This window comes from Stenotrophomonas sp. LARHCG68, assembly GCF_052871705.1.
Window position 1 is genome coordinate 266,567 of record NZ_JBIXJV010000003.1, and the last position, 18,864, is coordinate 285,430.

17 protein-coding genes are annotated in these 18,864 nt (G+C 69.0%); 8 read left to right on the top strand and 9 right to left on the bottom strand.

The window, feature by feature from the left end:
- The first annotated feature begins 37 nt into the window (after positions 1 to 37).
- The gene (locus tag ACIPR8_RS12370) at positions 38 to 946 is read left to right on the top strand and encodes a DMT family transporter (protein ID WP_192287265.1); all 909 of its coding nucleotides are present in this window, start codon (positions 38 to 40) and stop codon (positions 944 to 946) included.
- Positions 947 to 952: 6 nt separating this feature from the next.
- Here the strand turns inward: ACIPR8_RS12370 and ACIPR8_RS12375 are convergent, their stop codons facing one another.
- From ACIPR8_RS12375 to ACIPR8_RS12390, 4 genes are all read right to left on the bottom strand, one after another.
- Positions 953 to 2,017, bottom strand: coding sequence for a GGDEF domain-containing protein (locus ACIPR8_RS12375; RefSeq protein ID WP_313255423.1), 1,065 nt, complete (start codon positions 2,015 to 2,017; stop codon positions 953 to 955).
- Between the two features lie 87 nt (positions 2,018 to 2,104).
- Positions 2,105 to 2,827 (bottom strand): pseudouridine synthase, encoded by a 723-nt coding sequence (locus ACIPR8_RS12380; RefSeq protein WP_132864589.1) that lies wholly within the window; start codon positions 2,825 to 2,827, stop codon positions 2,105 to 2,107.
- 42 nt (positions 2,828 to 2,869) lie between these two features.
- A complete protein-coding gene (locus ACIPR8_RS12385) occupies positions 2,870 to 4,546 on the bottom strand; it encodes a diguanylate cyclase (RefSeq protein ID WP_446541219.1) in 1,677 nt (558 codons plus the stop codon).
- Positions 4,547 to 4,722: 176 nt separating this feature from the next.
- Entirely contained in the window at positions 4,723 to 6,678 is a 1,956-nt protein-coding gene (locus ACIPR8_RS12390) for a DEAD/DEAH box helicase (RefSeq protein WP_192286372.1), read from the bottom strand.
- 185 nt (positions 6,679 to 6,863) lie between these two features.
- On the opposite strand from ACIPR8_RS12390, the gene ACIPR8_RS12395 reads away from it, so the two are divergent.
- Positions 6,864 to 7,085, top strand: coding sequence for an RNA-binding S4 domain-containing protein (locus ACIPR8_RS12395; protein ID WP_132864591.1), 222 nt, complete (start codon positions 6,864 to 6,866; stop codon positions 7,083 to 7,085).
- Between the two features lie 126 nt (positions 7,086 to 7,211).
- On the opposite strand, the gene ubiM is transcribed toward ACIPR8_RS12395, so the two are convergent.
- From ubiM to ACIPR8_RS12410, 3 genes are all read right to left on the bottom strand, one after another.
- The gene (gene ubiM, locus ACIPR8_RS12400; protein WP_446541220.1) at positions 7,212 to 8,390 is read right to left on the bottom strand and encodes a 5-demethoxyubiquinol-8 5-hydroxylase UbiM; all 1,179 of its coding nucleotides are present in this window, start codon (positions 8,388 to 8,390) and stop codon (positions 7,212 to 7,214) included.
- A gap of 205 nt (positions 8,391 to 8,595) precedes the next feature.
- Positions 8,596 to 9,126, bottom strand: coding sequence for a DUF4019 domain-containing protein (locus ACIPR8_RS12405; RefSeq protein ID WP_132864593.1), 531 nt, complete (start codon positions 9,124 to 9,126; stop codon positions 8,596 to 8,598).
- A gap of 77 nt (positions 9,127 to 9,203) precedes the next feature.
- Positions 9,204 to 10,340, bottom strand: a complete 1,137-nt coding sequence (locus ACIPR8_RS12410) for a COG3904 family protein (RefSeq protein ID WP_313255413.1) — start codon at positions 10,338 to 10,340, stop codon at positions 9,204 to 9,206.
- Between the two features lie 165 nt (positions 10,341 to 10,505).
- On the opposite strand from ACIPR8_RS12410, the gene ACIPR8_RS12415 reads away from it, so the two are divergent.
- The 3 genes from ACIPR8_RS12415 to ACIPR8_RS12425 all read left to right on the top strand — a co-directional run bounded on the left by ACIPR8_RS12415 (position 10,506) and on the right by ACIPR8_RS12425 (position 13,931).
- Positions 10,506 to 11,969 (top strand): DNA-3-methyladenine glycosylase 2, encoded by a 1,464-nt coding sequence (locus ACIPR8_RS12415; protein WP_192286375.1) that lies wholly within the window; start codon positions 10,506 to 10,508, stop codon positions 11,967 to 11,969.
- Positions 11,970 to 11,971: 2 nt separating this feature from the next.
- Entirely contained in the window at positions 11,972 to 12,481 is a 510-nt protein-coding gene (locus ACIPR8_RS12420; protein ID WP_446541221.1) for a methylated-DNA--[protein]-cysteine S-methyltransferase, read from the top strand.
- Positions 12,482 to 12,677: 196 nt separating this feature from the next.
- Entirely contained in the window at positions 12,678 to 13,931 is a 1,254-nt protein-coding gene (locus tag ACIPR8_RS12425) for an alkaline phosphatase family protein (RefSeq protein WP_446541222.1), read from the top strand.
- A 59-nt stretch (positions 13,932 to 13,990) separates the two neighbouring features.
- Here ACIPR8_RS12425 and ACIPR8_RS12430 read toward each other — a convergent pair whose 3' ends face one another.
- Together ACIPR8_RS12430 and ACIPR8_RS12435 are read right to left on the bottom strand one after the other, a co-directional pair.
- Entirely contained in the window at positions 13,991 to 14,170 is a 180-nt protein-coding gene (locus tag ACIPR8_RS12430; RefSeq protein WP_132864598.1) for a 30S ribosomal protein THX, read from the bottom strand.
- 108 nt (positions 14,171 to 14,278) lie between these two features.
- Positions 14,279 to 14,692, bottom strand: coding sequence for a MerC domain-containing protein (locus tag ACIPR8_RS12435; RefSeq protein ID WP_192286378.1), 414 nt, complete (start codon positions 14,690 to 14,692; stop codon positions 14,279 to 14,281).
- A gap of 146 nt (positions 14,693 to 14,838) precedes the next feature.
- Here ACIPR8_RS12435 and ACIPR8_RS12440 point away from each other — a divergent pair, with 146 nt between their 5' ends.
- The 3 genes from ACIPR8_RS12440 to ACIPR8_RS12450 all read left to right on the top strand — a co-directional run bounded on the left by ACIPR8_RS12440 (position 14,839) and on the right by ACIPR8_RS12450 (position 18,820).
- Positions 14,839 to 17,031, top strand: a complete 2,193-nt coding sequence (locus ACIPR8_RS12440) for a TonB-dependent receptor (RefSeq protein ID WP_446541223.1) — start codon at positions 14,839 to 14,841, stop codon at positions 17,029 to 17,031.
- 146 nt (positions 17,032 to 17,177) lie between these two features.
- Complete coding sequence (locus ACIPR8_RS12445) at positions 17,178 to 17,609, top strand: MarR family winged helix-turn-helix transcriptional regulator (protein WP_323438125.1); 432 nt, start codon at positions 17,178 to 17,180, stop codon at positions 17,607 to 17,609.
- Positions 17,606 to 18,820, top strand: a complete 1,215-nt coding sequence (locus tag ACIPR8_RS12450) for an MFS transporter (RefSeq protein ID WP_192286381.1) — start codon at positions 17,606 to 17,608, stop codon at positions 18,818 to 18,820. Before ACIPR8_RS12445 ends, ACIPR8_RS12450 begins: the two co-directional genes overlap by 4 nt.
- Positions 18,821 to 18,864 lie beyond the last annotated feature (44 nt).

The window sequence follows — 18,864 nt, forward strand, 5'->3', positions numbered from 1 at the left end:
TGCGGCAATGCGTCGGCACATCGGCGACAATTCGCCGATGGCGACGAACGAACACCGCAAGGCCCTGCTGCAAATCCATTTCTGCGTCCTGCTGTGGGGCATTACCGCCATCCTCGGCAAGCTGATCACCCTGCCCGCCCTCCCGCTGGTGTGGTGGCGCATGCTGCTGGTGGTGGCCATGCTGGCCCTGCTGCCGCGCGTATGGCGCGGGCTGTCCACGCTCAGCCCGAAGGTGGCGCTGGGCTACGCCGGCATCGGCGCACTAGTGGCGCTGCACTGGCTCACGTTCTATGGCTCGGTGAAGCTGGCCAATGCTTCGGTCGCGGCCACCTGCATCGCGCTGGCACCGGTGTTCACCTCGGTGATCGAGCCCTGGATCGCGCGTCGGCCGTTCCAGATGAAGGAACTGGCGCTGGGCATCGTGGTGCTGCCGGGCGTGGCGCTGGTGGTGGGCGGCGTTCCCGACGGCATGCGCCTGGGCGTGGCGGTCGGCGCGTTGTCGGCCCTGCTGGTGGCGGTGTTCGGCTCGTTCAACAAGCGCATGGTCGGCCACGCCGACCCATTGACCGTCACCGGCCTGGAACTGGGTGCCGGCGTACTCACACTGACCCTGCTGGCCCCGGCCATGCCGGTGCTGCTGCCGGCCCTGGCCAGCGACCTGTGGGTGCTGCCCAACCTGCACGACGGGCTGTTGCTGCTGGCGCTTTCGGGCCTGTGCACGCTGTTGCCGTTCGCCTTGGCGCTGGTCGCCCTGCGCCACCTCAGCGCCTACACGGTGCAGTTGGTGACCAACCTGGAGCCGGTCTACGCCATCGTGCTGGCCATGCTGTTCCTGCGCGAACAGCATGAGCTGACCCCGCAGTTCTACCTGGGCGTGGCGATCATCCTCGGCGGCGTGTTCCTGCACCCGCTGCTGAACCGGCTGCGCCCGGCCGCCGCTGCGTAGGCGCGGTCAGGTGGCCACGACCACCCGGTCACGGCCGTCCTGCTTGGCCTGGTAGAGCGCGCTGTCGGCGCGGTGCAGGGTGTCCTGCGGGCTTTCGCCGGCACGATGCGCGGCCAGGCCGATGCTGACCGTGACCGGCAGCCCGATCGGCAGCAGGCCCACCGACTCACGCAGGTACTGGCATTGCAGCTCGGCCTGCTGCAGCGGCGTGTCAGGCATCAGGATCACGAACTCCTCGCCACCGTAACGGGCGGCCATGCCGCGCCCGGCAAACTGCGCGCGCAGCACGCCAGCCATCTCGGTCAGCACCCGGTCGCCCTCGGCGTGGCCGTGGATATCGTTGACCAGCTTGAAATGGTCGATGTCGACGATGGCCACCGCCGGCGGCACCTCGCCGGCACGCTCGATGGCCTCGCTCAATGCGGTGGCCAGTGCACGGCGGTTGGACAGGCCGGTCAGCGGATCGGTGCGGGTCTGCTCGGACAGCTCGCTGTTTACCTGCTCCAGTTGCAGGTAGTACTCGCCCAGGCGGGCCTCGTACCAGTCATGTTCCTGCTGGTGATGTTCCAGCTCGTGGCGCAGCTTGCGCATCTCCATCATCCGCCCGACCTGGCGTGACAGCGCGCGCAGCGCGTCGGCCTGGCGCTGGCCCAGTACGCCGGGCACCGAGTCGAACACGCACAGCGAGCCCAGTGCGTAGCCGTCGCTGCTCAGCAGCGGTGCGCCGGCATAGAAGCGGATGTGCGGGTCGCCCACCACCGACGGATTGCCACTGAAGCGCGCGTCCAGCCGCGCGTCCTCGACCACGGTCAGCTCCTGCGGGCGCAGGATGGTATGCGCGCAGAAGGCATCCTCGCGCGGGGTCTGCTCGCCTTCGAGCCCCTGCATCGACTTGAACCATTGCCGCTCGCGGTCGATCAGCGTCACCGCCCCGCAGGCGGTGCCGCAGATGGTGCGGGCGATGGTCACCAGGTCTTCGTACTCCTGCTCGCGCGGCGTATCCAGTATCCGGTAGCGCTGCAGGGCAGCCAGGCGCTGGGATTCATTGGCAGGGATCGCAGGCTTGATCATGCGCGGTTCCGTATCGTGCGGTGGTCAAGGTAAGGCTGGGGCAAGTCTAGCGGCGGGGCGGCATCACCGCGTCAAGGCAGTCACACTTCACCACTCCCGCTGTTGCGGCAGCAGGCCACGCAGCTCCTGTTCGGTGAGGTTGCGCCACTGGCCGGGCTTGAGTGCGCCGATCTTGATGTTGTCGATGCGCACGCGGCGCAACTGGGTGACGCGGTAGCCGAACTCGGCCGCCATCAGGCGGATCTGCCGGTTCAGGCCCTGCTCCAGGATGATGCGGAAACCGAACTTGGCGATGCGCGAGGTGCGGCACGGCAGCGTCATCTGGTTGTGGATGCGCACGCCGCGGGCCATGCCGCGCAGGAACTCGTCGGTGACCGGCTTGTTCACCGCCACCAGGTATTCCTTCTGGTGGCCGTTCTCGGCGCGCAGGATCTGGTTGACGATGTCGCCGTTGCTGGTCATCAGGATCAGCCCTTCGGATTCCTTGTCCAGGCGGCCGATCGGGAAGATGCGCTGCTCATGGCCGACGAAGTCGACGATGTTGCCCTTCACCGCGCTTTCGGTGGTGCAGGTCACGCCCACCGGCTTGTTCAGCGCGATGTAGACATGCTTGCGCCCGGTGCTTTTCTGCACGGTACGTGCGCGCAGCGGCTGGCCATCGACGCGGACTTCGTCCCCCTCGCCCACCTCGGCGCCGGTGCCGGCGACGATGCCGTTGACGGTGACGCGGCGGGCGCTGATCAGGCGGTCGGCCTCGCGGCGGGAACAGAAGCCGGTTTCGGCAATGTGCTTGTTGAGTCGGTTGGTCATCGGCGGATTATCCGCCATCGCCCCGTCCCGGGACAGCGTGGCTCAGGCGATCTGCTGCTCGTCGCGCGCATCCACCACCTGGTTGCGCCCGCCCCGCTTGGCCCGGTACATCGCGTTGTCGGCACGGCGCAGCAGCGCCGCCATGTCCTGGTCGTCGGGCTCCAGCTCGGCCAGGCCGATGCTGGCGGTGACCGACAGCCCCGCGTGCTGCAGCGCCTGGCTGTTCTGGGTCACCCGTTCGCGCAGCTGCTCCAGCCGTGGCAGCGCATGGTCGGCGCTGTTGCCGGGCAGCAGGATCAGGAATTCCTCACCGCCCATGCGGATCACGTCGTTGCGGCTGCGCACGCCGGCCTCCAGCGTGCGGGCGACCGACACCAGCATCTCGTCGCCGACATCGTGGCCGTAGCGGTCGTTGATCTGCTTGAACAGGTCGATGTCCAGGAAGCCGATCGACAGCGGCTGCTGGCTGGCCTTGGCATCGCGCAGGTAGCGCTCCAGCTGGCGCAGGCCGGCACGCCGGTTGGGCAGCCCGGTCAGCGTGTCGGTGTCGGCCAGCTGGCGCATCTCGTCACGCTGCTGGCGCAGCTGGCCCAGGCCGCGGTTGAGCGAATAGGCCGACATCATCAGGAACCAGGTAACGGCCACCTGGATCACCTCCACCCGGTACTCCACCAGCAGGCGGCTGCCCAGCAGGTCGGCCAGGTTCATCAGCAGCAGCGGCACCACCGCGACGATGCCGTCCACCGCGGTGTAGCGCCCGGTCCGCACCGATACCGCCGCCAGCAGCAGGATCACCAGGCAGATCACCGTGAACAGGTCGTCCAGCGCCGCCGCCGTCCAGCCCAGCACCTGCCAGGACATCAACGGGGTCGCCAGCGCCACCACCAGCAGGGCCAGCATCATGCCCAGCACCCAACGCCGCGATGCCGGCAGCAGGCGACGACCGCCACTCATCCGCCACAGCACCCAGCCCATCACCGCATAGCTGAGTGCGCTGACCGCCACCATCCACACCGGCGCCGCGCGGCCCAGCGGCAACCACGGCTCGGGATAGCCGCTGAGCCCGCTGAGGATCGCCTGCCAGGTCACCAGCAGCGCGCAGACCAGCACGTACATCAGGAAGTTGCGGCTACGCGTGGTGAAGAACCCCATCAGCGCCGACAGCGCCAGGGCCAGGGCCACCGCCAGGCAGGCGGTGCGCACCAACAGGCGCGCGGTGTCGATCTGCTGCACCGGGCTGGGCGCGCCCAGCCGCACAGTGGGAATCCAGCGCGACTTGAGCGGGGTTTCCCAGGCGACCAGGATCGGGTCGGTGTCGCCCTTGCGCGGTACCACCACCATGCCGATGCCGGCACGGAAACGGGAATCACGGGTGCGCGCGTCCTGCATGTGGCCGCATACCTCGCGGTCGCCATGGCTGATCATCACTTCGCCGCCGTAGATGTTGAACACATCCACCGCCTGCGGGGCACCGGACCACCCGCCCGCCGGCGCGTCGATCTCCACCGGCTCCTGCAGGCGCGCCATGATCTCCGGCGTGCAGGCGCGCACCGGCGCCTGCTGGTCGGTGGCCGCCCCTACCTGCAGCAGGTCGCGACCCACCTGGGGCGTCTGGGCCGGGGACAGCGCCGGCAACCACAGGACAAGCAGCACGAACAGCCAACGCACTGTCCAGCCCCACCTGTTGTGCCCCGCAACCGCGCCCCCGTCCTCCGCCATGACCATCCTTTCGCGTTCCCCGACGCGCTTGGGCGGATTATCGCAACAACCCACTGACAGCAGCACGTGAAATCTGTCGCGTGTTCAGCTTGTCGTCTGCGTGCAGCGTGCCGGCATGAAACAGAACAGCCCCGGTTTCCCGGGGCTGTTCAGGCAGGCAGGTGCCGGCGTGGGACTCAGAACTTGCGCGGGCCACGCGGCGGCTTGTTGAAGCCACCGTCACGGCGCGGACGCTCGCCCGGGCCACCCGGACGCGGGCCGGGACGGCCGCCCGGCTTGCTGTCCTTGTTGAAGCGCGGCTTGAACGACGGGCCGGCGTTGACGTCCTCGCCCGGCTCGACCTTGCGCATCTGCAACTGCTGGCCGGACACCCACACCTTCTTCAGGTGCTGCAGCACGTCGCTGGGCATGTCGGCCGGCAGGTCCAGCACCGAGTGGCCGTCATGGATGTCGATGCGGCCGATGTAGCGGCTTTCCAGGCCGGCCTCGTTGGCGATGGCGCCGACGATGTTGGCCGGCTTCACGCCGTGCTGGTGGCCCACTTCGATGCGGTAGGTCTCCATGCCGAATTCCGGGGCGCTGCGCGGCGGCATCTCGCGGCGCGGACGCTCGCCGAACTCACCTTCGCCACGCGGCGGGCGCGGTCCGCGCTCGTCGTCCTGGCGCGGACCACGCTCGAAGCGCGGCTCGAAGCGGGCCGGACGCTCACCACGCTCCTCGCGCTGGCGCGGGAAGCCGCCATCACGCTGTGGACGCTCGGAACGCTCCGGGCGATCGCTGCGCGGCTCGCGGCGCTCGCGCACCGGCGGGGTCAGCAGGAACGGGGCATCACCCTGCAGCAGCTTGGCCAGCGCGGCGGCGATGTCGATGGCCGGCACGTTGTGCTCGCCTTCGTAACGCTGCAGCAGGTCGCGGTAGAAATCCATGTCGCCGCCGGCCAGGGTCTGGCTGATGCGGTCCATGAACTTGCTCACGCGGTGGTCGTTGACCGCGTCCACGCTCGGCAACTGCATCTCTTCGATCGGCTGGCGGGTGGCGCGCTCGATCTGGCGCAGCATGCCCTTCTCGCGCGGGGTGACGAACAGGATCGCCTCGCCGCTGCGGCCGGCACGGCCGGTACGGCCGATGCGGTGCACGTAGCTTTCGGTGTCGTACGGGATGTCGTAGTTCAGCACGTGGCTGATGCGCTCCACGTCCAGGCCGCGCGCGGCCACGTCGGTGGCGACCAGGATGTCGAGCTTGCCTTCCTTCAGCTGGCCGATGGTGCGCTCGCGCTGGGCCTGCTGCATGTCGCCGTTGATGGCGGCCGCGGCCAGGCCACGCGCCTGCAGCTTGCCCGCCAGTTCCTCGGTGCCGGCCTTGGTGCGCGCGAAGATGATCATCGCATCGAAGGTTTCCACCTCCAGGATGCGGGTCAGCGCGTCCAGCTTGTGCATGCCCGCCACCCACCAGTAGCGCTGGCGGATGTTGGCCGAGGTGGTGGTCTTGGACGCAATGGTCACTTCCACCGGGTCGCGCAGGTAGGTCTGGGCGATGCGGCGGATCTGCTGCGGCATGGTGGCCGAGAACAGCGCGACCTGGCGGGTCTCCGGCAGCTTCTTGAGCACGGCCTCGACGTCGTCGATGAAGCCCATGCGCAGCATTTCGTCGGCTTCGTCCAGCACCAGCGTCTTCAGCTCGGACAGGTCCAGCGTGCCGCGGTCCAGGTGGTCGATGACGCGGCCGGGGGTGCCGACCACGACGTGCACGCCGCGGCGCAGGGCCGACAGCTGCTGGCCGTACGGCTGGCCGCCGTACACCGGCAGCACGCGGAAGCCCGGCATCGAGGCCGAATAGGTCTGGAACGCCTCGGCGACCTGGATGGCCAGTTCGCGGGTCGGGGCCAGCACCAGCACCTGCGGCTTGGTGGCGGAAAGGTCGATGTTGGACAGCACCGGCAGCGCGAAGGCACCGGTCTTGCCGGTACCGGTCTGCGCCTGGCCGAGCACGTCGCGGCCTTCCAGCATCGCCGGGATGGTGGCGGCCTGGATGGGCGACGGGGTCTCGTAACCGACGTCGGCGACCGCTTTCATCACAGGCTCTGAGAGGCCGAGATCTGCGAACAGCAGCGGCGCGGGGGATTCTTGGGACATGGGAACTCCGGGGGCACCGCCGCGAACGGGCGGGCGAAAAGACGCATATTGTGCGCCCAGAACCCCCTTGCTGTCGCGGGGTTTGCCGATGTCCGTTCAGCTTGCCACCACATGGCCAACGGGTTCAGCCCCCTGCCCGGTCCGCCTTGCCGCACAATAGCGCCCGTTTTTTACCCGGGAACACCATGCAGACCATCGATTTCGAACTGGACCGCGAGTACGTGGAACTGAAGCAACTGCTCAAGCTCACCGACCTGGTGGCCAGCGGCGGCGAGGCCAAGATGATCATCGGCGAGGGCCAGGTGAGCGTGGATGGCCAGATCGAGCTGCGCAAGGCCTGCAAGATCCGCGCGGGCCAGCAGGTCGAGCTGGGCGACGTCCGCATCCGCGTCCTGGCCGCCGAATAGCACCGGCAGCAGCGGCCTGGGCCGCGAAACCGATGGCGCTGCCGCCCTGCCGGCGCCTTGCGATGACGTGCATCAGGGCAACGGACGGGACGCCGGCCTCGCGGCCCGGGGGCTCCTACCGGTGGATCAGGCCAGGCGCTGGGTCAGGTGCCCGGCGATCATTTTCCTGAACGGAACCAGCCCATGCGCGGCCCGCAAGGCGGCCCCGCGCAGCAGCCGGGCCGGCAGGCGGCTGTCGTTGTAGAGGGTGGCGATGGCATTGGTGGCCTCGTACAGCGGCCGGGTCGCCAGCCGGTGGCTGCGCTCGTAGCGGCCCAGCAGGTCCGCCTCGCCGATGTCCCCGCCCCGCTGCGCCGCCGCAGTGACCAGGTCCGCCAGCCGCTGCTGGCTCTGCAGGCCGAAGTTGAAGCCGTGCGCGGTGACCGGATGCATGCCCACCGCCGCGTCACCGACCAGCGCATGGCGCGGGCCGACGAAACGGCGCGCATACACGCCGACCAGCGGGTACACATGGCGGGTGCCGGCCGGCACCATCCCCCCCAGCCGGCGTTCGAAGAAGCCGGTGACGGCGGCACCGAACTGTGCCGTATCCATCGCCATCAATGCCTGGACCTGCTGCGGCGGCAGCGTGATCACCGCCGAGGCCTGGTTGCGTGGCAGGGGCAGCATCGCCAATGTGCGTCCGTAGCCGAACCATTCCCAGGCTTCATGGTGATGCGGCCGTTCGCATTGCAGGCGGCAGACCAGCATCGACTTGCCGAAGTCACGCATCTGCGCGCCGATCCCCATCATCCGCCGCGTGCTGGAGAAGCGGCTGTCGGCCGAGACCACCAGCCGGGCCTGCAGGCGGCGCCCATCGCCCAGGGTGACGGTGTTGCCGGCGGTGCCGGTTTCGATCGCGGTGACCGAGGTGCCATCGAGCAGCTCCAGCCCCTGCTGCCCCTGCACCACCTCCCAGGCGGCCTTGCGGATCAGGTGGTTGGGCACCAGCCAGCCCAGTTCATCGACGTTCTCGCGCTCGGCGGCAAAGCCCAGCGCGAACGGCGAGCTGCCGTTCATGACACGGGCACTGCGCAGCGGGGAGATCTCGGCCGGGTCGATGCATTGCCACATGCCCATGGCCTGCAGGATCTGCCGCGAGGCGTGGGTCAGCGCGATCTCGCGCCCGTCGAACGCCGGCTCGGCCAGCGCGGCCGCGCCCTGGGGCTCGACCAATGCCAACGACAGGCCGCTGCCGGCCAGGCTCCGGGCCAGGCTCAATCCCGCCGGCCCGGCACCGACCACCAGTACATCCACCTTGCGCATATCCAGCTCCGCTTTCGCACCGGGACGCAGGGTAGGCCGCGCGATGTAAGGATTCATTGATCTGGATCAGCCACCCGTGGGAGCGGCTCCGGCCGCGAGGCCGGAAACGCCGGGCCACCGCGACCACGTCCGCCATCACGGGAAGGCCAGTCGTCGCGCCGGAGGATAGCTCAGCCAGCGTCGCGGCCGAGGCCGCTCCCACCGGTCAGTTGGTCGCCGCGCGCACGCTGTAGCCCGAGGTGCGCCAGACCTTGTCCTCGTCCAGGCGGAAGGACACCAGTTCGCGCACCGGCTGTGCGTTGTTGGCGAAGCGGGTCGGGAAGCTCACGTTGATATAGATGCCTTCCGGCACCGCCGCGCCTGCCGGGTACTGCACGCGGGTGATCGAGGGCTTGCCGCGCGACACCAGCGCACCCAGCTTGGTGCGGTCGGCACTGATGTTGCTGGCGAACTGGTCCCGTGTCACCGCCTTGCGGGCCACCCCCGAGGCCCCGTCCCAGACTTCGGCGGCCTTGTTGCCATCGACCAGCTGCGCCACGCGCTGCGCGGCCTGCGTCATCTGCGCGTCCTGCTGGGCCACCTGCGCCTGCTGCGCGGCACTCAATGCCGGGCCCGGTGCCCGCGTGGCCTGCGTTGCGGCGGCGGCCGGGGCAGCGGCCGGCGCGGGGGCCGCCTGCTGCGCCAGGGCATTTCCACCGACCAGGGACAGCAGCACCAACAAATGACTGGGACGCATGATTGGCTCCATGACGCGTTCGCTTGAAGGGACGCTCATCCAATCATGAAAGCGCGACCGGCGTTGTAAATTTCAGGTCAATGCTGGCCGGCCGGCGCATTCAGCTGGGCAGCGGCGGCCGGCGCGGTAGCCGGCACCTGCGGGTCAGGCGTGGCCTCCAACCGCGGCACCAGCAGGGCGGTGTCGATTTCCGACAACGGGCTTTCGTCCGGGCACACCTCGTCCGGGAAGCCGAACTGCTCCTTCAGCGTCTGCCCGCAGTTGTTCACCGCTTCCAGGTCGGCGCCTTCAACCTTGCACTCGCGGTCGAAGGCGATCAGGAAGGCATCCTTGCGGCGCACGAAGTCGTCGCCGCACTTGCGCATCTGCTTGATGCGCTCCAGGTCGTCCTGCACCGCATTGGTGCCGTCCAGGCCGTACTGCTTGAGTTCGTCGCTGGTCAGCAGGCGCAGGCTGCGGTTGGGCACGGTCATCATCAGGTCGGCCACGCCCACCGCCACGCCGTTGCGCTGCAGGTAGTCCTTCACGTTGTCGTAGACCTCGTGCAGCTCCTTGTTCAATTCCGCACGCGAGGTGGCGGTGGAACTGATGCGCATCATCCGGTGGATGCCCACCTTGCCGGAGATCAGCCGGTTGTCGCCGGCGGCCAGCACGAACACGCAGGCACTGTGGCAGATCGAGCCTTCGCGCACCCAGATGGTCCAGCCGGACTCACCGATGCTGTCACCGGCCACGATCGCCGCTTCCACCTGCCCGCCGCTGGAGTCCAGGTCCAGGATGCGCTTGCCGATCTTCATCGCATCGGCCACCACCGCCAGCCGCGACACCAGCCCGGCGAAGGAGGGGTTGATCTTGCCTGCATAGCGCACGCGCACCAGCCCGCGCTCCTTGCACGGCTCCAGCGCGGCGTCCAGGCTCTTGCGGTCCAGCGCCTCGAGCGCGGCGCCATCACCGTTCTCGCCGCTGTAATCGGTGTCGCAGCTCACCCATGCCTTGCCGTTCTCCAGCACCAGCTCCGGCCATTCACGGTCCTTGGCCGGCACCACCACCGGCGGCGGCGGCGGCGCGTCGGCGGCGTTGATCGAGACCATGTGGTCGCCATCGGCCGCCAACGCCGTGGCCGGGTCGGCCACCGGCTTCTTCTCCTGCTCCTGCCCATTGCAGGCCAGCAGCCCGACACACAACAACGGCGACCACCAGAATCTGGGCAACATAGGAATGCAATCAGGTCCATGCAGGGCGCAGGCGCGCCGGAAAGTGCACACAGTCTAGTGCCCCTTGGCGCGATGTCCTCAATTGAACCTAAACAACGGTTCGGCATGAGCATTGATGTCCGGAAATGGCCAGTCAGCACGGTCCGATCGGCCTAGACTGGCCGCATGCACAATCCAGCCCTGCCCAGCTACGAGCAATGCGAACAGGCGCGCCTGGCGCGGGACGCCCGCTTCGACGGGCTGTTCTTCACCGCCGTGCGCAGCACCGGCATCTACTGCCGGCCGGTCTGCCCCGCCCCGCCGCCACAGCGGCGCAACGTCAGCTACTACCCCAGCGCGGCGGCGGCCACGGCCGCGGGCTACCGCCCGTGCCTGCGCTGTCGCCCGGAGCTGTCCCCGGACGACGCCAGCCTGGTGCAGGACCACACCCTGCACCGTGCCCTGGCACTGCTCAACGAAGGCATCCTGCAGGACCAGCCGGTCGATGCGCTGGCCCAGGCCATGGAACTGAGCCCGCGCCAGCTGCAGCGGCTGTTCGTGGCCCGGCTTGGCGCGACCCCGGCGCAGCTGCATTCCACCCGCCGCCTGCTGCTGGCCAAGCAGTTGCTGACCGAGACCGCGCTGCCGGTGACGCAGGTGGCGCTCGCCGCCGGCTTCAACAGCCTGCGCCGCTTCAACAGTGCCTTCCTCGCCGGCTGCGGCATGCCGCCCAGTGCACTGCGCAAGCAGCATGGCGCGGTGCCCGGCGGCGAGCCGGTGCTGCGGCTGGCCTATCGCCCGCCGCTGGACTTCCCGTTGATGCTGGCCTTCCTGCGCAAGCGCTCGCTGCCGGGCATCGAGTGCATCGGCCAGGACAGCTACCAGCGCGTGATCGTCAGCAACGGCAGCGCCAGCCTGATCCGGGTCACCGCCGATCCCCGCCGGCCGGAGCTGCGGCTGCAACTGGGCACGACCGATCCCCGCGCGATCCCGGCCATCGTCGCGCGGGTGCGCCGGGTGTTCGACCTGGATGCCGACCTGGGCACCGTGCATGCCACGCTGGCGCAGGAGCCGCTGCTCGCCCGCGGCATCGCCCGGCGTCCGGGGTTGCGCATTCCCGGTGGCTGGGACGGCTTCGAGGTCGCCGCGCGCGCGGTGCTCGGCCAGCAGGTCAGCGTGGCGGCCGCAACGACCCTGGCGCGACGCCTGGTGGACCGCTTCGGCGCGCACCTGGACGGCATGCCGGAAGGGCTGGACCGCCAGTTCCCGACGCCGGAGGTGCTGTTGGACGCACCGCTGGAATCGATCGGCCTGCCGCGCACGCGTGCAGCCACCCTGCGCGCCATCGCCCGCGCCTGCGCCGAAGGCCACCTGGACTTCAGCCGCGCGCAGACGCTGGAGCATTTCGTCCAGCAGGCGGTCGCCCTGCCCGGCATCGGGCCGTGGACCGCGCATTACATGGCATTGCGGGCGATGGGCATGCCCGATGCGTTCCCGGCCGGCGACCTGATCCTGCAGCAGGTGCTGGGCGAAGGCCAACGCCTGAGCGAACGCGACACCGAACGCCGCTCGCAGCCGTGGCGGCCGTGGCGTGCGTACGCCGTGCTGCACCTGTGGCACCTGGCCGCGGAAACGAACAAGGAGACCTGACCATGACGATCTACTACGACCGCTTCGACAGCCCGATCGGCCCGCTCACCGTCGCCGCCGACGACAACGGCGTGCGCCACATCCTGTTCGCCGAGAACCGGCACAACGCCAAGGGACGCGAGCAATGGCAGCGTGACCCGGACGCGTTGGCCGAGCCGCGGCGCCAGTTGCTGGAATACCTGCAGGGCAAACGCCGCCGGTTCGACCTGATCCTGGCCCCGGCCGGCACCGACTTCCAGCTCGATGTCTGGCAGATGCTGGCGCAGATCCCGTTCGGCGCGACCTGGAGCTACAAGGAACTGGCCGAGCGCCTGGGCAAACCCACCGCCACCCGCGCGGTCGGTGCCGCCAACGGCCGCAACCCCTTGCCGATCGTGCTGCCCTGCCACCGGGTGATCGGCAACAACGGCGCGCTGACCGGCTTCGGCGGCGGCCTGCCGACCAAGGTCGCGCTGCTGAAACTGGAAGGCGTGCCGGTGGAAGAGGAGCGGGTGCCGGATCTGTTTGGCTGAGGCCTGCCGGCCGGGGCAGGCAGCGCCATTGCCCCCGGCCCTCCCTTCGGCGCCGCCAGGGACAGGGCCAGGGAGGCCCGCCTCCCACCCTGGCGTTTCGCCCTGCCCATCGCCATCACGCCAACCACCCAACCCGGCAAGCTCCCGCCCCCAAAGTCGTATTCGTCGCGTCATGCGCGCGAACTATCATGCGCGGATGACTTCGTACCGCCTTCCGCTCCTGTTGCTGGGCACCAGTCTGCTGGTTGCCTGTGCCTCCTCCCCGCATCGCGCCCCGGCCGATTCCACTCCGCCCGCCACTGTCATCCTGCTGTCCATCGACGGACTGCGCGCGGACATGCTCGACAGCGGCAACAGCCCCAACCTGTCGCGCCTGGCGCGCGAAGGCGTGCGCTCGGTGGGCATGCGCCCGTCGTACCCGTCGCTGACCTTCCCCAACCACTACACCCTGGTCACCGGGCTGCGCCCGGATCACCACGGCCTGATCCACAACAGCATGTGGAGCGACGCGCTCGGCCAGTTCCGCGTGGGCGATTCGCAGTCGGTCCGCAACGCGACCTGGTGGGAAGGTGGCGAGCCGATCTGGGTCTCGGTCGAGAAGGCCGGCTACACCAGCGCGACCTGGTCCTGGCCCGGCAGCGAAGCCCCCATCCACGGCATCCAGGCCAGCCTGCGCCACCCCTACGATGAAAGCGTGGCGCTGCCCGAGCGCATGCGCACGGTGCTGTCCTGGCTGCATGGCGCGCCCGACGTGCAGAAGCCGCGCTTCATCGGCGCCTACATGGAGCAGGTGGACAAGGCCGGGCATGCACACGGCCCGGACTCCCCCGAGTACGCCGCCGCGCTGCGCCAGGTCGATGCCGCCATCGGCGTGCTGATCGACGGCCTGGCCCGCGAGGGACAACTCGACCGCACCAACCTGATCGTGGTCTCCGACCATGGCATGGCCAACGTGGCCGCCGACCACGTCGTGCCCACCGAAACGATGGTGCCGCCGGAGGTGGCGCGCGTGGTCTCCGAAGGCCAGTCGGTCGGTTTTGCACCGCTGCCGGGCCAGCAGGCCGCGGCGGAACAGGCCCTGCTCGGCCGCCACGCCCACCACGAATGCTGGAACAAGGCCGACCTGCCTACCCGCTGGCATTACGGCAGCAATCCGCGCGTGCCGGCCATCGTCTGCCAGATGGACGAAGGCTGGGATGCGTTGACCCCGGCCTCGCGCGGCAAGCGCTCCCCCGGGATGCGCGGCTCGCACGGCTATGACCCGGCCCTGCCGTCGATGCAGGCGGTCTTCATCGCCCGTGGCCCGGCATTCGCGCAGGGCAAACAGCTCACCGCTTTCGACAACGTCGACGTCTACCCGCTGCTGGCGCGCCTGATCGGTATTCCCGCGCAGCCCAATGACGGCGACCCGCAGGCACTGCAACAGGCGCTGCGCGCTCCCGCCCACTGAAACCCGGGCACAAAAAAAGCGGCGCAAGCGCCGCTTTTTTCTTGCCACGCCAGGCCGGATCAGCCGGCCTTGGCCACCGTCTTCTTGGCGACGGCCTTCTTGGCCGGGGCCTTGGCGACAGTCTTCTTGGCGACCGGCGCAGCTGCGCCCACGGCCACCTTGTTCACGTGCGAGCGCGAATTGCCGTAGCTGGCGTTGTAGCGCTTGCCCTTGGCGGTCTTACGGTCACCCTTACCCATGTCGTCAACTCCTTCAAGTATGAAATCCAAAAAAACCCGTCCGGGACGGGTTCGGCAGGCTCGCAACCGGCTCACCTGCGCCTGAGATGAGAGCCTAGCATGCGTGATTCAATGTGCGCAGCTGGCATCGTGCACGTGGTGATGGTTCAAGCGCAGGTTCAGCAGGTGCGCCAAGGCCACCAGGACGCCGCCAAGCGTCATCACGATGGCATGCGGCACCTGCGAATGATGCAGCTCGGCATGCAGCAGCCCGGCCCACAGCAGCGCCAGCCCGGGGACCAGCACCGCCAGCGCGCGCAGCGCGCGGTGCCGGTAATAGCCCCACAACAGGCTGGCCAGGCCCAGCACGGTGACGAAGATCACCACGGTCAGCTCGACGCTGTCGCTCAGCCAGAACGACAGCCCCAGCGACGGCGCGATCGCCAGCAGGGCCGGCAATACCGCGCAATGCACTGCGCACAACAGCGAACCGGTGGCTCCGAAGCGGTCCAGGTACTGACGTAACGCGGCAGGCAGGGGCATGACTTTCAGCAGGGTCGGCGAATCGTTATGGAATAATATAACATAATCGTCAGCCCGCCAGTCCAAGCCTTCGATCACCTCCCCCATCGACGTGGGTTTCCCACGCCCCTCAGTTGATACACAGTAACAAAAGAGACATCGCCACCATGCCTATCTCCCAACGCCCCCTCCGCCGCCACCTGCTCAGCCTGGCCCTGGCCAGCCTGCTGCCTTCGGCCGCCTACGCCGCCGACAATGACGCCGGCCCCCAAAGCCACAACCTGACCGAGTTGTCGGCGATCAAGGTCACCGCATCGCCGTTGCAGGGTTCGGCCGACTCGCTGGCGCGCCCGGTCGACGTGCTGGCCGGTGAACGCCTGGACGAACAGAAGTCCGGCACGCTCGGCGATACCGTCGGCAAGCTGCCCGGCGTGCAGAGCACCTTCTTCGGCCCCGGCGTGGGCCGCCCGATCATCCGCGGCCAGGAAGGCCCGCGCGTGCAGGTGCTGTCCAACGGCGTCGGCAACATGGATGCCTCCACCGTCAGCGCCGACCACGCCACCAGCATCGAACCGTTCCTGGCCGACCAGATCGAGGTGCTCAAGGGCCCGGCCACGCTGCTGTTCGGCAGCGGCGCGATCGGCGGCGCGGTGAACGTGGTCGATGGCCGCATCGCCAGCGAACTGCCGGACCGCCCGCTCAGCGGTCGCGCCGAGCTGCGCGGCAATTCGGTCAATGACGAGCGCAGCGGCATGTTCCGGCTCGATGGCGTGAACGGCAACTGGGTGCTGCATGTCGACGGCCTGGTCCGCAACGGCGACGACTACCGGATCCCGGGCTATGCCGTCATTGATGGCCTGGAGGAACACGACGGGCACGACCACGACGAAGCCGACGCGCCACGCCGCGGCACCCTGGACAACAGTTCCATCCGCACCCGCGCCGGTGGCGTCGGCGCAACCTGGCTGGGCGAAGGCGGCTACTTCGGCGTGTCGGCCGGCACCTACCGCACCAACTACGGCATCCCCAACGGCGCGCACGTGCACGCCGACGATGACCATGGCCATGATGACCACGACGACCATGACCACGACCACGAGGAAGAAGGCGGCGAGCACGATGTCCGCATCGACATGGTGCAGAACCGCTTCGATACCAAGGCCGGCATCTACGACCCGACCGCGTTCCTGAAGAACATCAACCTGCGCATCGGTTACACCGACTACGAGCACACCGAGCTGGAGGCCGGCACGCCGTCCACCCGCTTCACCAACCGCGGCATCGAAGGCCGGCTGGAAGCGGTGCAGCAGCCCATCGCCGGCTGGGACGGCGCCTTCGGCCTGCAGTTCAGCAACGGCGACTTCGGCGCCAAGGGCGAGGAAGCCTTCGTGCCGGACACCGGCACCCGCAGCCTCGGCCTGTTCGTGCTGCAGGAAAAGCAGTTCGGCCCGTTCAAGCTGGAACTGGGCGGCCGCCATGACCAGGTCAAGCTCGACCCGGCCGACGGCTATCGCCCACGCACCTTCGACGCGACCAACCTGTCGGCCTCCGGCATCTGGAAGCTCAATGATGCGGTGGACCTGCGCTTTGGCCTGGACAGCTCCGAGCGCGCGCCGACCAACGAAGAGCTCTATGCCGCCGGTGCCCACATCGCCACCCGCTCGCTGGAACTGGGCGATGCCAACCTGAAGACCGAGCGCGGGCAGCGTGCGGAACTGGGCATCCACACCCACACCGACCGCCTGGACTTCACCGCATCGATCTACCAGACCAGGTTCAAGGACTTCATCTACCTGGCCGACACCGGCGTGACCGAATCGCTGCCGGTGCGCCAGTGGACCCAGCAGGACGCCACCTTCAAGGGCGCCGAGGCCGAGGCCACCGTGCACATGTTCGAAGGCGACAGCGGTGACTGGGACCTGCGCCTGTTCGGCGACTACGTGAAGGCCAAACTGGATGGCAGCGGCAGCCGCCGGGTCGACATCGCCGTCCCGCACGGCGACCACAACCACAACTACACCGTGGACCTGGCCAACAGCGGCTACCTGCCGCGCATCTCGCCGACCCGCTTCGGCGCCGACCTGCGCTGGTCGCGCGACGGCTGGCGTGCCTCGGTGGGGGCGGTGCGTTACGGCAGCCAGAAGGATGTCGCGCAGAACGAGGAACCCAGTGCCGGCTACACGCTGGTGGATGCACACTTCGCCTACCGCTGGGACCGCAACGCCAGCAACAGCTACGAGGTGTTCCTGGATGGCAGCAACCTGACCAACCGCGAAGCACGCCCGCACACCTCGCTGCTGCGTGACTACTCGCCGTTGCCCGGCCGTGGCGTCGCCTTCGGCATCCGCGCCTGGTTCTGAGCCCAGACAGGCAGGTGCCGGGCATGCCCCGGCACCTGCCTTCCCATCCAAGGGCCAGCACAGCACCGCAGCGTTCCATCCCACCGCGCTCCGATATAGGTGCATATGCACCTATAATCGCGTCCACCGTTTCCCCGGATCCCGCGATGGACGCCACCCGCCCCTGCACCTGCTTCCAGCTGCGCCGTGCCGCGCGCCGGGTGAGCCAGCTCTACGACCAGCACCTGGCCGCCGCAGAGCTCAGCCTCAACGCCTATTCGATCCTGCGCCGCGCGCGGGACCCGCGTCCGCTGGGGGAACTGGCCGACGCCCTGGGCATGGACCGCACCACCCTCACCCGCAACCTCAAGCCGCTGATCGAGGCGGGACTGGTGCAGACCCGACCGGGCAAGGCCGATCCCCGCCAGCGCCAGGTCCTCACCACCGCCGCCGGCATGCGTCGCCTGCACAAAGCGCTTCCGCTATGGCAGCAAGCGCAGGATGAAGTCCAGTCGCGTTTCGGCAACGCGGCCACGTCCCAGCTCAACCAGCAGCTCGAAGCACTCGCCCGCGCGCTCGAGCCGGAGAGCCGCGCATGAGCGCCACGCCCCTGCAACGCACGCCCTGGGGCATCCTGCTGGTAGCCTCGGCCCTGCTGATGGTGACCATGGGCGTGCGCCAGACCAGCGGCCTGTTGATCGATCCGATCCACGTCTCCACTGGCCTGGGCATCGCCCAGATCAGCTTCTCGCTGGCCATCGGACAACTCGTCTGGGGCGCGGTGCAGCCGGTGTTCGGCGCGCTGGCCGACCAGCGTGGCCCCCTGCCGGTACTGGTCGGCGGTGGCCTGCTGCTGGCTGCCGGCCTGGCGCTGGCCACGTGGGTGCCGACCGCCTGGGGCCTGAACCTGAGCTTCGGCCTGCTGCTTGCCGCCGGTGCCGGTGCCGGCAGCTTCTCGGTGCTGATCGGCGCCAGCAGCTGGCGCATCCCGCCTGCCCGGCGCTCGATGGCCGCCGGCATCATCAACGCCGGCGGCTCGCTCGGCCAGTTCCTGTTCGCGCCGCTGGTGCAGGTGCTGCTCACCGCCTTCGGCTGGGTGCGCACGCTGTACGCGCTGGCGGCCATCGTGCTGGTGTCCCTGCCACTGGCCTGGCCACTGCGCCAGCGCGCACCGCGGGTGGAAGGCGGCGCCGACGGCGAGGCGCTGGGCGTGCAGCTGCGCCGGGCGCTGCGCGACCGCAGCTACTGGTGCCTGCACCTGGGGTTCTTCACCTGCGGCGTGCACATCGCCTTCCTGGTCACCCACCTGCCCGGCGAGATCGCCCTGTGCGGCCTGTCGCCAACCGTCTCGTCGATCTCGCTGGCGCTGATCGGCCTGTTCAACGTCGCCGGCAGCCTGATCATCGGCGCGCTGGGCGAGCGCTTCCGCATGAAGTGGCTGCTGTTCTGGATGTACCTCAGCCGTGCGGTGTTGATCATGGTCTACCTGCTGTCGCCGCCGACACCCACCACCTTCTACCTGTTCTCCGCCGCGCTGGGCTTCACCTGGCTGGCGACGGTGCCGCCCACCGCGGGCCTGGTCGGCAAGCTGTTCGGGCCGCGCCACATGGGCACGCTGTTCGGCCTCACCCTGCTCTCGCACCAGATCGGCGGCTTCTTCGGCGCCTGGCTGGGCGGCGTCGCGCTGGAGCATGGCGGCGACTACAGCTGGATGTGGTACGGCGACATGGTGCTGGCGGCACTGGCCGCGCTGGTCAACCTGCCGATCCGCGAGCAGGCCCCGCGTCCGGCGGCGCTGGCCGCGAGCTGAATCGTCCAGAACCGGGGCAGCGGGTTTCACATCGCGTCGATTGA